Origin of the sequence: Stenotrophomonas sp. TWI700 (genome assembly GCF_039673645.1) — a bacterium.
In the GTDB taxonomy this organism is placed as follows: domain Bacteria; phylum Pseudomonadota; class Gammaproteobacteria; order Xanthomonadales; family Xanthomonadaceae; genus Stenotrophomonas; species Stenotrophomonas maltophilia_AA.
Genome location: NZ_JBDJMB010000022.1, coordinates 1 through 13,649, shown reverse-complemented (window position 1 = coordinate 13,649; position 13,649 = coordinate 1). Strand labels below are relative to the sequence as shown.

At 68.5% G+C, this 13,649-nt stretch carries 11 protein-coding genes; 4 read left to right on the top strand and 7 right to left on the bottom strand.

Translation table 11 applies throughout. The annotated features are described in order from the left end of the window. Positions 1 to 27 precede the first annotated feature (27 nt). The 3 genes from ABE473_RS14525 to ABE473_RS14515 form a co-directional block, all read right to left on the bottom strand. Positions 28 to 2,721: a protein kinase gene (locus ABE473_RS14525; protein ID WP_346489970.1), complete on the bottom strand. Its 2,694-nt coding sequence runs from the start codon at positions 2,719 to 2,721 to the stop codon at positions 28 to 30. Then, on the bottom strand, positions 2,718 to 3,320 hold the full coding sequence (locus ABE473_RS14520) for an ECF-type sigma factor (protein WP_346489969.1): 603 nt from the start codon (positions 3,318 to 3,320) through the stop codon (positions 2,718 to 2,720). Before ABE473_RS14520 ends, ABE473_RS14525 begins: the two co-directional genes overlap by 4 nt. A 113-nt stretch (positions 3,321 to 3,433) precedes the next feature. Beyond that, a complete protein-coding gene (locus ABE473_RS14515) occupies positions 3,434 to 5,368 on the bottom strand; it encodes an oleate hydratase (protein ID WP_346489968.1) in 1,935 nt (644 codons plus the stop codon). Between the two features lie 262 nt (positions 5,369 to 5,630). On the opposite strand from ABE473_RS14515, the gene ABE473_RS14510 reads away from it, so the two are divergent. The 3 genes from ABE473_RS14510 (at position 5,631) to ABE473_RS14500 (ending at position 9,795) form a co-directional block, all read left to right on the top strand. After that, a complete protein-coding gene (locus ABE473_RS14510) occupies positions 5,631 to 6,017 on the top strand; it encodes a BlaI/MecI/CopY family transcriptional regulator (protein WP_346489967.1) in 387 nt (128 codons plus the stop codon). Then, positions 6,014 to 7,513, top strand: a complete 1,500-nt coding sequence (locus tag ABE473_RS14505; protein WP_346489966.1) for a M23/M56 family metallopeptidase — start codon at positions 6,014 to 6,016, stop codon at positions 7,511 to 7,513. Before ABE473_RS14510 ends, ABE473_RS14505 begins: the two co-directional genes overlap by 4 nt. Before the next feature lie 110 nt (positions 7,514 to 7,623). Further along, a complete protein-coding gene (locus ABE473_RS14500) occupies positions 7,624 to 9,795 on the top strand; it encodes a TonB-dependent receptor (protein ID WP_346489965.1) in 2,172 nt (723 codons plus the stop codon). Here ABE473_RS14500 and ABE473_RS14495 read toward each other — a convergent pair whose 3' ends face one another. Together ABE473_RS14495 and ABE473_RS14490 are read right to left on the bottom strand one after the other, a co-directional pair. Next, positions 9,796 to 10,929, bottom strand: coding sequence for an acyl-CoA desaturase (locus ABE473_RS14495; RefSeq protein ID WP_346489964.1), 1,134 nt, complete (start codon positions 10,927 to 10,929; stop codon positions 9,796 to 9,798). It lies immediately after the preceding gene. Between the two features lie 2 nt (positions 10,930 to 10,931). Continuing rightward, positions 10,932 to 12,005, bottom strand: coding sequence for a ferredoxin reductase (locus ABE473_RS14490; RefSeq protein WP_346489963.1), 1,074 nt, complete (start codon positions 12,003 to 12,005; stop codon positions 10,932 to 10,934). Between the two features lie 93 nt (positions 12,006 to 12,098). On the opposite strand from ABE473_RS14490, the gene fabR reads away from it, so the two are divergent. After that, the gene (gene fabR / locus ABE473_RS14485; RefSeq protein WP_346490003.1) at positions 12,099 to 12,761 is read left to right on the top strand and encodes an HTH-type transcriptional repressor FabR; all 663 of its coding nucleotides are present in this window, start codon (positions 12,099 to 12,101) and stop codon (positions 12,759 to 12,761) included. A gap of 163 nt (positions 12,762 to 12,924) precedes the next feature. Here the strand turns inward: fabR and ABE473_RS14480 are convergent, their stop codons facing one another. Continuing rightward, positions 12,925 to 13,287, bottom strand: a complete 363-nt coding sequence (locus ABE473_RS14480) for a glycine zipper 2TM domain-containing protein (RefSeq protein ID WP_346489962.1) — start codon at positions 13,285 to 13,287, stop codon at positions 12,925 to 12,927. Positions 13,288 to 13,416: 129 nt separating this feature from the next. Then, a partial coding sequence (locus ABE473_RS14475; RefSeq protein WP_346489961.1) for a transaldolase family protein occupies positions 13,417 to 13,649 on the bottom strand: 233 nt, incomplete at its 5' end.

Sequence of the window (13,649 nt, the reverse complement as noted above, 5' to 3'; positions counted from 1 at the left end):
CGATAAACCGTGAAAACCATCACAAAACTATCGCCCGCCGGACAGACCCGCGTCGTGATCCGCCATGCGCTGCTCCAACCCCTTTATACGACTCAAGAATTCCGACGTCGGCGCCAGTTCCTCCAGGTGCGGCCGGGCCCGGGCGATCTGGGCGCGGGCGCCAGCGCCATCGCCGTTGGCGAACAATGCCTCCGCCAGCGGGATACGCCACTTGGCGGTGGCCGTGGAATCAGCTCCGTACAAACCAGCGAATGTATCCACCAGCTGGGCTGACAGCGGCACTGCCGCGGGATCATCACGGCGCTGGGCAAGCAGTGCCTGCTGCATCTGCAGGCGCAGCCCCAGCCACGGGGGCAGGTTCGGATGGGCCTGGCCGAACGCGGCCAGGGCCCGGGCGGCCTCGGCATGCTGTCCGGCGCGGGTCAGCCATTCAATCTCGACCAGGCGCAGCACCAGCAGCTGCGGCGACTCGGGCGGGAGTTCGCGCCGCCACAGGGCGGCCACCTGCTGCAGCGGTGCCTGCGCCTCGGCCGTGCGGTCGGTACGCAGCAGCAACCGGGCCAGCACCATGTCCACGTCGTGGGTGTCGGGGTGCACGGGCCCGCCCAGCGCCCGATAGCGCGCCAGCGCAGCGCGGTAGTTCTGCTCGGCCTGCACGTAGTCGCCGCGGGCTTCCTCCATCAGGCCATGCGCATACTGTTTGACCGCGTAGGCGCGGCTGTCCACGCCATCCACCGCGGCGCTGGTCTGCAGGCTGTTGCGGAAGTGCTGATCGGCCGCCTGGTAGCGGCCAAGATCGAGATACTGTCCGGCCAGCGCGGCTTCGGCCGAGGCCGTGTAGCTGCTGCCCGCGCCGAACATCTGCCGGGTCAGCGCGAAACCGCGCTCGGCCAGCGCCAGCGCTTCATCGATACGGCCCTGGTTGAGCAGCGTCGAGGACAGCGACCGCAGGACCCGCTGGTACTCTGCCCCCTGCACACCAGGCTCGCGCGATGCCTCGGCCAAACCCTCGCGCAGGATCGCGTCGGCCTTGTCCAGCTCACCCTGGCTCCGGTACAGATCGCCGAGGTTGGCCATCGCCGCCAGGCCGCCGCGCTGCACCGGCGCACCGTTTCCACGCCGGCTCAACGCCAGCGCGGAGCGGAAGGAGTGTTCCGCCGCAGCCAGCTGCTCCAGCTGCGCCTGGGCCAGGCCCCGGGCGTTCAGGGCTTTCACCCGCACTGCCGGGGCATCGTCCTGCTCAAGCAGGCCCAACGCGCCCTCTGCACTGCCCAGCGCCTCCTTCTCACGCCCGGCGCTGAGCAACTGCACCGCCAGACTGGCGCGGGCGTCGGCGATCTCATGCGGCGCGGCACGCGTGCGCACCAGCCCCTCCACGCTGTCCCTGAGCAGAGCCTCGGCATCCTGCGGTTGGCCAAGGTTCTGGTAGGCGCGCCCCAATGCAGCCTGCATCCGTGCGCGCAGCGCAGGCGACACGGTGCGGTCCTGCTCGAGCCGGCGTGCGCCCAGATCCAGCACCTCACGCGCGGTCATCGGCGTACCGTGGCGCAGGCCGGGATCGGCCGCATCGAAGGCGGCCACCAGCACATCGGCGATGCCGGCGGCAGCCACCGCATTCTGCTCGGCCTGCCGACGCGCCTCGCTCAAGCGCAGCACGAAGGCCAGCACCATCACCGCCACCAGCGCGACGATCACGCTCGCGCGCCATTGCCGCCGCAGCAGCAGTCGCGCACGATGCCAGCGGCTGGGCCGACGCGCGCGCACCGGGCGGTGTGCCAGATACCGTTCAACGTCCTCGGCCAGTGCGTCGGCAGAGGCATAACGTTCGGCCGGGTCCGCGGCAGCGGCCTTGGCCGCGACCGCCAGCAGGTCGGCGGGTACGCCGCGCGCCGGCGGCGGCGTGGCCTGCAGCAGTGCCTCCAGCATCACGCCCAGACTGTAGACATCGCCCACCACACTTGCCGGGCGCCCTGCCAGGCGCTCGGGGCTGGCATACGCAGGGGTGAGGAATGGCGCGGCATCGTTGGCGTCACCGAGCAGATGCGCAATGCCGAAATCCAGCAGGACCGGCTGGCCGTCGGGTCGTACCAATACGTTGGCGGGCTTGAGGTCGCAGTGCACCACGGATTGGGAATGTGCGGCCTGTACCGCGCCGCAGATCTGCACGAACAGGCGCAGGCGTGCGGCCAGATCCAGCGCCAGCGTGCGACAGGCGTCATCCAGCGGTTCACCCTGCACGTATTCCATGACCAGGTAGGGCTGGCCGCCCTCGGCCACGCCCACGTCATACAGCCGGGCGATATGCGGGTGCTGCAGGTCGGCCAGGATCTGGCTTTCACTGGCCAGCCGCGTGGCCAGTACCGGGTCGTAGGCGCGGCGGATCAGCTTGATCGCCACCTCGCGCCGGTACAGCGCATCGGCGCGCTCGGCCAGGAACACCGCCCCCATTCCGCCGACGGCCAGCAACCGGCTCAGGCGCCACGGGCCAAGCCGCTGCCCGACCAACGCGGCCGGATCATCCATCGCGACCATCACGGCGGCAAGCGCGTGCCCGGCCCGGCCCAGGTCGGTGGTCTGCGCGCGCAGCAGGTGCAGCGTTTCGTCGATCGCGGCCGGGTCGTCGCACAGCTCAACCAGCGCCGGGCGCCAGCGCGCCTCGGGCAGATCGCAGACCGCGTCGAACAGCCCGCGCACCGTCTGCCAGCGGTCTGGGCCCGTCATGCGCGCGTGGCCGGCCCAGCCAGATGCCGGTTCAACCACGCCTTGGCAAACCGCAGATCGCGATCGACCGTGGGCACCGACACCTCCAGCGCCAGGGCAATCTCTTCACGGCTCATCCCACCGAAGTACATCCATTCCACGGTGCGCGCGGCGCGCTCATCCAGGGCAGCCAGTTGCTCCAGCGCGCGGTTCAGGGCCAGCACTTCGAAGGCATCGTCATCGGGGCTGGCTTCCTGGTCGGCATACGACAGGGTCAGGTTGATCGCACCTCCACCCCGCTTGGAAGCAGCCATCGCGCGTGCGTGATCCACCAGCACGCTGCGCATCTTCAGCGCCGCCAACGAGAGGAAATGCACGCGATCGCGGTAGCCGATCTCCCCACCGATCATCCGCATCAGGGCCTCGTGCACGAGCACGGTCGGCTGCAGCACGCCATCCCGGGGAGTGCCCAGCCGCGCCACGGCCATGCCACGCAGCTGCGCATACAACAGCGCCAGCAGTTGATCGCGGGCGGCGATGTCCTGCTGTTCGCTCCAGCGGCGCAGCAAACGGGTGACATCCTGGCGCTCGGCCGCTGGAGGTGTCGCGTCAAAAGACATGTGGGGCGGGTCCGTGCATCACAGCAGGCGATCAGCCTGCAGTATCGCCGATCCCTATCCACATGGGGCGGCGGTGCCGCGGCGATCTCCATCACCGCGGCACCGGAGCCGGGCTACTTCCCGCGCTTGGCCAGGTTCTCGCGCAGCGTTTCCAGCCGCGTGGAGAGATCCTTCAACGCGCTGCCGCCCTTGCCGACCAGCCAGGACACCTCCTCTTCCATGAAGCCGGTCCGGCTGCGTTCGGTGTCCGGCAGCGGCGGCAGGATGTGCGCAAAGTAGGTCTTGTCGAGCACCCGCCGCAACAGTCGCTCGCCCGGGAAGGGTTCGTTGTTGTTGAGCGCACGCGCCGCCTTGATCAGGTTGCGGATGTCGTACTGGGTCGGGCTCAGGTCCGGCACCTGCTTGGGCAGGTCCAGCAGCGTGTATACCGCCACACGTGCGGTGCGTACCGAACTTTCCATGGTGAACACCACATCGTTGCGGGTCTCCACGAACTGCCCCAGCAGGCCCAGATTGGTGCAGCCCTGCGGGACCACGTGCGGGCGATCGCCGGCGGCACGCGGCATGAACTGCGCGGTGATGTAGGGCATCAGTGCGGTGCGCACCTTGGTGTTGGCGACGATCTCATCAAGCTGATCGACGATGCCGAGGTGGTAGCTCAGCTCGGCCAGGATCTCGCGGCCGGTACAGGCTGGCATCGGCTTGGCCACGTGGTTGCCGTTCTGGTCCATCAGCAGCGCATACACCCACACCACCAGCACGTCCTTGGGCTGGTCCACGAAGTGCGGCTGGCGGTTGACGGTGAAGCTCAGCACCCAGGTGGAGTCCGTGAAGGTGATCACGCCGCCGGTCACGGTCCTGCCCGAGTACGGGTCGTTGACCGAGAGTTCCTTGATCTTGTCCACCAGTGGCGAGGGGCGGCAGGTCAGCGTGGCCGACTCCCACATCGAGCGGTCGATGTCACCGTGGAATTTCTCCGGTCTGCCGAAGATCGGCGACTGTGCGGCGAGGTTGCGCCACAGTGCCCAGTCACTGTCCGGCCCCGGGGTTTCGCGCGGACGCTGCAGCACCGGCACCGTGTCCATGTCGCCGTAGGCGGTGCCCTCGGTCATCGAACCGGTCAGGGCGAACACCAGATCACCGTCGGCCACCGGCAGCAGCGTGTCGTTGCCACCCACCCGGCAGCGCAGCCCGGTGACGGTACGGGCTTCGCCGTCCACGCGCATGTCCAGGTCATACACGCGGGTGCCGAAGGTGACCTGCACCCCCTGCGCACGCAGCATCTTCACCAGCGGCTTGACGAAGCTTTCGTACTGGTTGTACTTCGGGAACACCAGCGCGGACATGTCGTTCAATCCGTCGATGGCATCCAGGAAGCGATGCATGTACAGCTTCATCTCCAGCAGGCTCTGCCAGTTCTCGAAGGCGAACATCGAGCGCCAGAAGAACCAGAAGTTGCTCTGCAGGAATCCCTCGCTGAAGTAGTCCTCGATGGTCACATCGTCCAGGTCTTCCTTGCGCTTCAGCAGCAGCTTGACCAGCTCCCACTGCTGCGGCCTGCTGAGCCCGAACGTGGAGAAATCCTGGATCTTTCCCTGCTGGTGCATCAGCCGGGCCTTGGAGTAGTTCGGATCGTTGTCGTTCACCGCCCGGTACTCGTCGAGCACGCTGTAGCCGGCAGGCAGTTCCAGCGCCGGCACGTCCTGGAACATGTCCCAGAAATTGTCGTAGTTCCAGTTCATTTCGCGGCCGCCGCGCACGAGGTAGCCCTGCTCGGGGTCACCGGCGCCATCGAGCGAGCCGCCTTCGATGTCCAGGCTGTCGATCAGGGTGATGTTCGCCGCCGGCATGCCGCCATCGCGGATCAGATAGAACGCCGCGGCCAGTCCGGCAATACCGGTGCCGATGATCCACGCCTTGCGATTCGCCACGCCGGCCGGTGCGACCGGGCGATTGCGCATGTAGGCGCCCATCATGTCCGGCGGCGGCAGCGTGTTCGCGGGCCGATTGGACCAGTAGCCACCGGTGGCATCGGGTTCTTTATCCATCACCGATGTCCGGTGTGCGCCGTGTTGCTCGACAGCCATATCACGTCTCCTTTTGCGATGAACCCACGGGCGGCACCGGGTCATCCGGATGCCGGCAGCACGGCTTCCTTACCGCTCACGGCCCCCTCCCGGCACCGCGCTGCACAGGAGGGATGGTACCCACCCCACCTGTGACGGCATTGATCCGCATCAATGACCAACCTGTTGCATCGTTTGCGACATTTGTCGCACACTTGCGACACCTCGCCACGCCTGGAGTGTCATGTCCGCGCTGCCCACCCCCTCCAATGCCGAGCTGGAACTGCTCAAAGCGCTCTGGCGCCAAGGCGCCTGCAGCGCGCGCGAAGTGCACAACGGTGCGGCAGCCGCGCTGGACTGGTCCTATTCCTCCACCCGCAAGACCTTGGAACGCATGGTCGACAAAGGTCTGGTCGAGGAAACCGTCGAGCACGGCTTGAACATGTACCGCGCGAAGGTGGGCAAGGTCGCCACGCTGGCCGCGCTCAGCACCGACTTCGCGCGCCGGGTGCTGGAGCTCGACGGCGCATTGCCGGCGCAGGCCTTCGCCGACAGCCGCCTGCTCAGCGAGCAGGAACTTCAGCAGCTCGATGCCCTGCTGCGCACCCCTGCCCAGGATGACCCGGCATGACCCCGCCGACGCTCGGGTTCTGGGTGGTGCATGGGGCCGGCGCCGTGGCCGGTGGCTGGCTCGCGTGGGCCGCCGGCCAACGTCTCCACCGGCGGCTGGGTCTCTCCCACGCCGCGCAGGGCTACTGGATGGGGCTGTGGCTGCTGGCGGTGATGCCGGTGCTGCTGTCGGCCGTACTGGCGCTGTGGGCGCCCGCACCGCTCGTCTCATTGCCAACGGCGTTGAGCATGCCCTTGCCGCTCGCGCTGGACCTGGGCGATTCCGGTGCGACGGACCGGAGCGTAATGGCGTCCGGCTGGTCGCGTCCGGCCACCGCCCCGTTGCTGGCCGCGCTCTACCTGATCGGCGTTGGTGTCGCATTGCTGCGCGTCCTGCTCGGCACGCGGGCGACAGGCCGGCTGTGCCGCGCGACGACGCCGATCGCGCCGGAAGCCTGGCCAGGCCCGCGCAGTCGGGCTTCCGCGCTTAGGCTGCGGTCGGCGGGCATCGCCTGCCGGGTGAGCGCGTTGCCGGTGAGCCCGTTCGCGGTGCGCTGGCCTCGGCCCTTGATCGTGCTCCCGGCCTCGGCACTGCAAGCGCTGGATGATCGTGCCCTGTGCCTGATCCTCGGCCATGAAGCGGCTCACCTGATGCGCCGCGATCCCCAACGCGCCGGGCTGATGGCGGTGTTCAATGCGCTGCTGTGGTGCAACCCGTTCCTGGCCCGGATCGGTGCGCGTGTGCAGCTGGCGGCAGAGCTACGCTGTGATGCACATGCACTCGCCGGTGATGCCGACGGCGGGCGCGAGTTCGCTGCAGCCTACGTACATACGCTGCGACTTTCCGCAGCGGCCCACAGGCCCTCTACCGCGCTGACCCACCGCGATCTGGCCGGGCATGAAATCCGCATCCGCCACATGCTGCATGGCGATGCTGCGAGGCCACTGTCGGGATCACGCGGTGCCGTGCTGCTGGGCAGCGCACTGATCACCGGCTGCGCGCTGATGGTGATGCAGGCCAGCACCGCGCGACCGCTGCAAGGCTCTGTCGCCTCGAGTGCCCCGGCGCTGAACTCTCCCCCCCACGCCGCATTGCCGCTGCCGCCGATGGGCAACACCCCCATTGAGATCCTGTTCCAGGCGCCATTGGCCACCCCGCAGATCACGGGTCGCTTCGGCGATACCGGCAGCATCCGTCAGCGCCCGCATCGCGGCACCGATTTCGGTGCGCGCCCGGGCACGCCCGTGCTGGCGCCGGCGGACGGCCGCGTCGTGGCCGCAACGACCGCCTACCCCGATGGCCCGCAGTACGGCACGGTGGTGGTGATCGACCACGGCCAGGGGTGGCAGACGCTGTACGCCCACCTGCAGGGTGTGGACGTGGCGGTCGGCCAGCAGGTGCATGCCGGCGAGCAGATCGCACGGGTCGGCAGCACCGGGCGCGTGACCGGCCCGCACCTGCATCTGGAAATGCTGCGCAACGGTGAGCGCGTCGATCCGCAGGCGCACCTGCCATGACCCGCTAAGCCGCTCCCCCGAAACCACCGCCGCATTTCGTTTTCCTGGCCACAGGAGGGGCGTGCGTTGCCCGGCGAAATGCGTCCCTGGCCCTTCTGCACGGATCGCCCATGACTTCTTCGTTCCGCATCGCCCTGGCCCTGGCCCCGCTATGCACCGCGTTCCCGAGCGCTGCGCAGTCACTCCCCGCGCCAGCGCCCCCGCCGACCACCGCGCTGGACACCGTGCAGGTGCAGGCGCAGGCCTACGACATCCGCCGCGACGACACCGCCACCCGGGTCGTGATCGGCGCCGCGGCGCTGCGCCAGTACGGTGACCTCGGCCTGGTCGATGCGCTCAAACGCCTGCCGGGCATCACCGTCGGCACCGGCGCCCCCGGTCGCAGCGGCGCGCTGTCGCTGCGGGGGTTGGGCGCGGGCTACACCCAGATCCTGCTCAATGGCCAGAAAGCGCCCACCGGCTTCGATCTGGATTCGCTCACGCCGGAGATGGTCGAGCGGGTGGAGATCATCCGCGCGCCGACCGCCGACCAGCGTGGCGAAGCGATCGCCGGTTCGATCAACATCGTGCTGGCCGCCGGTGCACGCACGGATGCCGACCAGCTGACGGTGGCCTGGGGCAGCAGCAATGGCCGCAACACGCCCTCGGCCAGCTGGCAGCGCAACCGGCGCGCCGGTCATCGCAGCAGCGCGATCACGGCGACCGCATCGCGTCGCGAATTCCTCGTCGAGGAAAGCGGCACCGAACGCGCGTGGGACCCGGAGGGAACCCCGACCGTGCTGCGCGACACGACCCTGCGCGCGGGCGGGAACCGCGATGTGCTCTCGCTGGCCCCCAGCCTGGAAGCCACGCTGGAGAACGGTGACACGCTTGCGTTGCAGGGCCTCGTCGATGCCAGCCGGTTCAACCGCGTCACTGACATCGACTGGATCAGCACACTCGGCGCGCCACTGCGGACGAGTCGGTATCAACAACGCACGCGCATCGATGTCGCCCAGGCCAACGGCAGCGTGACGTGGACGCGCGCCTTCGAACAGGGCGGCACATTCACCACCCGACTGCGCCTCGGCGGCAACCGCGAGCGCTATGCCTACCGCGAGCAGGGTCGGTCACCGGAGGGGCAACAGAACCTGGACGACCACACCAATGCGCGGCTGAGCGTGCGCGACCTCAACAGCACCGGAAAATACACGCTGCCCTCCCGCGGGCGTCATGCGCTGCAGCTCGGTTGGGAAGGCAGCGAAGACCGTCGTGACGAGTCGCGGGTGCAGCACCTGCTGCCGGTCGGCGGGGAAGCGGAGGGGTTCAGTGACCTGGCCTTCGACGCCCGCATCCGGCGGCTGGCGCTCTATGCCCAGGACGACGTCACCCTCAGCGAGCGCTGGTCGGTCTATGCCGGGGCGCGTTGGGAGCAGATCGATACGCGTAGTGAAGGCAGCGGATTCAGCGGCATCCATCGGCGCGAGCAGATACTGTCGCCTGTGCTGCAGTCGCTCTGGAAAATTCCCGGCACCAGGAGCGATCAGCTGCGCGTCGCGCTCACCCGCACCTATCGCTCGCCCACGCTGGCATCGCTGATTCCCCGTCCGTACACCTCCACCAACAACCGCCCGCTCAATCCCGACGAACGCGGCAACCCTGCCCTGCGCCCGGAGCTGGCGACCGGGCTGGACCTGTCCTACGAGGCCTACGGCAAGCAGAGCGCGCAGCTGAGTGTGGGGGGCTATGTGCGACGGATCACGGACGTGATCCGCACCGAAACGCATCTGCAGGACGGGCGCTGGGTGGCCTCGCCGGTGAACGGCGGCACCGCGATGACCTGGGGCGTGGAGGTGGATACCGCGTTGCGCCTGCCGCAGGTAATCGCCGGTGCGCCGGATGTAGCGCTTCGCTTCAATGCGACGGCCAACGATTCGCGCGTGGACGATGTGCCCGGTCCGGACAACCGCCTCGATGAGCAGGTGCGCTTCAGCAGCACGCTGGGCGCGGACTATCTGATCCGCACCGGCTGGACGGTCGGCGGCAGTTACACCTACCGGAGGGGCGGTTCGGTGCAGGTCAGTCCCGGACAGTTCGAGACCAGCGCCTACGCCCGCGAGCTGGACCTGTATTCGCTGTGGTCGCTGCGCGCAGGCAGCAAACTACGGCTGAGCCTCAACAACACGCTGCACCCGTCGCTGCACACCGGGCAATCGCGGATCAGCGACGAAGGCACCGAGCAGCTGCGGCGGCAACGCAGGGCCTCGCCGCTGCTGCGCCTACAGCTCGAACTCCCGCTCTGATCAGCCCGGCTGGCGGTTCGCCTCGCCTACCGCCGGCAGCGCACGCGCGCGGCCCGGCCTGCTCGGGAAGGCATGGCGCACGATCCGCCACATCACCTGGCCGAACTGGCGCGGCAGCGAACCGGTGTTGTAGTGCTGGCCGTAACGCGCACAGATCTCCTTCACCTCGACCGCGACCGCGGCGTAGCGGTTGGCCGGGATATCCGGGTAGAAGTGGTGTTCGATCTGGTGGCTGAGGTTGCCCGACAGGACGTTCATCAGCTTGCCGCCGGTCAGGTTGGACGAGCCGCGCAGCTGGCGCAGGTACCAGTGGCCGCGGCTTTCATCGCGCACGCATTCCTTCGGGAAGGTCTCCGCGTCGGCGGTGAAATGACCGCAGAAAATGATCACGTAGGTCCACACGTTGCGGATCAGGTTGGCCGCCACGTTGCCCAGCAGCACCGGCAGGAAGAACGGGCCGGCCAGCGCCGGGAACAGCAGGTAGTCCTTGAACATCTGCTTGCCCATCTTGCGGCCGACCGGGCGGAACTGGGTCCCCAGCTGGCGCAGCGTCATCTTGCCGGCGAACACGCGGCCCAGGCGCAGGTCCTGTATGGCGATGCCCCACTCGAACAGCAGCGCGAACACCACCGCGACCACCGGCTGCATCAGGTAGAACGGGCGCCAGCGCTGCTCGGGGAAGATGCGCAGCAGGCCATAGCCGATATCGTCGTCCAGCCCGCGCACATTGGTGTAGGTGTGATGGCGGAAGTTGTGGGTCTTGCGCCAGGCGTCGGCGGTGCCGACGATGTCCCACTCGTAGGTGCTGCCCTGCAGCTGCGGATCGCCCATCCAGTCGTACTGGCCGTGGATGACGTTGTGCGCCAGCTCCATGTTCTCCAGGATCTTGGACAGCGCCAGCATCACCACGCCGGCGATCCACGCCGGGATCAGCACGCTGTGCACGAACGCACCGAGGAACAGCAGCGCACGGCCGGCCACCCCGGTCCAGCGGACGGCGGCAACGACGCGGCGGATGTAGCGCGCGTCGCGCGCACCGAGCGTGGCCAGCTGGCGCGCGCGCAGTGCATCGAGTTCATCGCCGAAAGCCTGCAGTTCGGCCGGGGACAGCGCGCGGTTGTGCACGGAAGACATGGTCACAGCTCCAGGATCAGGTCGGTGCTGGCGCTGTTCACGCACAGCTTCACTTGCGTGGCCGGTTCGGCCGCGTGCTCGCCGGTCAGGGTGTGGCGGGTGACGCCGGACACTTTGCCGCAGACACAGGTATTGCAGATGCCCATACGGCAGCCACTGGCCGGGCGCAGCCCTTCGGCTTCCAGCGCCTGCAGCAGCGAGGTGCCGCGCGGCAGTTCCAGGGTGCGGCCGCTGCGGCGCAGCTCGACGCGTACCGTGCCGGTCTCCGCATCGGGCAGCAGCGGCGGGGTGAAGGCTTCGGACTGCAGCGAGGCGACACGGCCCTGCAGGCGTGCCTGCGCGGCGTCGACAAACCCGCCGGGGCCGCACACCAGGGTGCGCGCACTGCCCAGGTCACCCAGCGCCTCGAACGCGAACGCGTCCACGCGCGGGGCCGGTGCGGCCGGATCGCGGGTCAGTGCGATATGCAGCGAGAACGAGGGATGCCGTGCGGCGATCGCTGCCAGCTCCTCGGCGAAACACAGTTCCTCGCGGCGGCGCGCCCAGTACACCAGGTCCACCTGGGCCGACATGCCGGAGGCGTCGAGTTGGCGCAGCAGCGCGCGCATCGGGGTGATGCCGCTGCCGGCTGCCAGCAGCAACAGGCGCTCGCCGTGCGCTGCGGGCAGGGTCATCTCACCGAACGCCTGGCCGAGTTCGAACACGTCTCCGACCACCGCGGCCCGGGCCAGGTGCTGGCTGACAGCGCCCCCGGCGATCGCCTTGACGGTGATCGCCAGTCGGCCATCCGCCAGCACGGTGGGGCTGTAGCTGCGCGACAGCCGACGGCCGTCGACCTCCACGCCCAGGGTGATGTGCTGGCCGGGCAGCAGGCCGCGGAAATGGCGGTTGGGCTTGAGCACCAGGGTGACGGCATCCGCGCTCTCGGCGGTGCGCGATACCAGCCGCGCCAACGGGCGACGCAGGGTCCACAGCGGATGCAGGCGGGTGCCCCAGAAGTCGAACAGCTCCTCGGAGACCCAGCGGCGGGGGCTGGCGGCGTGACGGCGGGCGGCGATGCGCGGGACGGTGCTCATGCTGCGCACTATACGGCCGAGCATACGACTGTGTATACAGTTGTATATAGCCGGGACGGGCTATGATTCAGGGACTTGACTGCCCTGCCCCCGATGACCTCCCCAGACCTGCCCCTGCCCGCCTCCGACGACGCCCATCCCGCGCGCAAAGCCTCGATCTCCCGTGAGGATCTGCTGGCCGCGGCATTGGCCCTGATCGGGCCGCACCGCAGCGTCTCCACGCTGAGCCTGCGCGAGGTCGCGCGTGAAGCCGGGATCGCCCCGAACTCGTTCTATCGCCAGTTCCGCGACATGGACGAGCTGACCGTGGCGCTGATCGACCTGGCCGGGCGTTCGCTGCGCACCATCATCGGCGAGGCCCGCCAGCGCGCGGCCTCCTCCGATCGCAGCGTGATCCGGCTGTCGGTCGAGACCTTCATGGAACAGCTGCGTGCCGACGACCGCCTGCTGCACGTGCTGCTGCGCGAGGGCACGGCCGGCTCGGATGCGTTCAAACACGCCGTCGATCGCGAGCTGAATTATTTCGAAGACGAACTGCGGGTCGATCTGATTCGCCTGGCCGCCGCCGATGGCGCACGGCTGCACGAGCCGGCCCTGGCCTCCAAGGCGATCACCCGCCTTGTGTTCGCGATGGGTGCGACCGCGGTCGACCTGCCGCCGGAGAAGGATTCGGAGCTGATCGAACAGCTGACCCAGATGCTGCGGATGATCATCACCGGTGCACGGACGCTGGCCGGCAGTCCGCCGCTGCGCTGATCCGCCCTCGCCTCGATGTCCGCGCGAACGTGCGCAGACGTACGAGGGATGCTTCAACCGGGTGGCAGAGAAGGCAAAACGAAATGGCGGCCCGGAGGCCGCCATCTCATTGTGCATTTCCCCCGTCGCCCCCATACGGGGGATCGATCAGGCCAGGGATGGATCAGCGGTACTGGCGCTCGCAGCGACGCTCGACCACGCGGTCGCCATTCTTGGACTGCTGGTTGCCCTGGATCTGGCGCCCGGCGGCGCCGCCTGCAACCGCACCGGCGACCGTGGCCAGTTTCTTGCCGTTGCCGCCGCCAACCTGGTTGCCCAAGAGGCCGCCCACCACTGCACCGGTTGCGGTGCCGGTGATGCGGTTGGGATCCCTCGAATTACGCTGGACCTCGACGTTATGGCAGACAACCTTGCTGCCGTCGTTGAAGCGGCGTCCTTCGTCCTTGGGGCCGTAAGTCTGTGCGCCGGTAACGGCCGACACCGCGAGCAAACTGCCCAGGCACAACACGCGGATGCTCGTCTTCATGGTCGATCCCTGTTTATGGAACATGGACCGAGTGTCTGCCTGACTGCGGCAAGCCCGGGTGAATTCAGGTGGAGGCCGCGTCAAGGCGGTTGCATTGGTTCAGGAGGCAGCCGGAGAGCGGAGGCCTTCTTACAGCCGCTCGCGGATCGTCTGGCGCAACGCCTCCAGATCCTTGGCGAACGCATCGATGCCGCTCGCCAGCTTCTCCGTGGCCATCGGGTCGGCTGCCAGATCCGCCGCAAACCGCGCGGCATCGATCGGCGTCACCTGGACGGATTCCGCCGCACCGGCCACCAGCCTGCGCGGCAGTTCGCCGTGATCGGCGTCCAGCTTCTCCAGCAGGTCCGGCGAGATCGTCAGGC

Excerpts from the sequence above, each read along its gene's own strand:
- fabR (WP_346490003.1), top strand. The coding sequence starts at position 12,099 with ATGACCTCCCCAGACCTGCCCCTGCCCGCCTCCGACGACGCCCATCCC.
- ABE473_RS14480 (WP_346489962.1), bottom strand. The coding sequence starts at position 13,287 with ATGAAGACGAGCATCCGCGTGTTGTGCCTGGGCAGTTTGCTCGCGGTG.
- ABE473_RS14510 (WP_346489967.1), top strand. The coding sequence starts at position 5,631 with ATGTCCGCGCTGCCCACCCCCTCCAATGCCGAGCTGGAACTGCTCAAA.
- ABE473_RS14525 (WP_346489970.1), bottom strand. The coding sequence starts at position 2,721 with ATGACGGGCCCAGACCGCTGGCAGACGGTGCGCGGGCTGTTCGACGCG.
- ABE473_RS14500 (WP_346489965.1), top strand. The coding sequence starts at position 7,624 with ATGACTTCTTCGTTCCGCATCGCCCTGGCCCTGGCCCCGCTATGCACC.
- ABE473_RS14520 (WP_346489969.1), bottom strand. The coding sequence starts at position 3,320 with ATGTCTTTTGACGCGACACCTCCAGCGGCCGAGCGCCAGGATGTCACC.
- ABE473_RS14515 (WP_346489968.1), bottom strand. The coding sequence starts at position 5,368 with ATGGATAAAGAACCCGATGCCACCGGTGGCTACTGGTCCAATCGGCCC.
- ABE473_RS14505 (WP_346489966.1), top strand. The coding sequence starts at position 6,014 with ATGACCCCGCCGACGCTCGGGTTCTGGGTGGTGCATGGGGCCGGCGCC.
- ABE473_RS14490 (WP_346489963.1), bottom strand. The coding sequence starts at position 12,005 with ATGAGCACCGTCCCGCGCATCGCCGCCCGCCGTCACGCCGCCAGCCCC.
- ABE473_RS14495 (WP_346489964.1), bottom strand. The coding sequence starts at position 10,929 with ATGTCTTCCGTGCACAACCGCGCGCTGTCCCCGGCCGAACTGCAGGCT.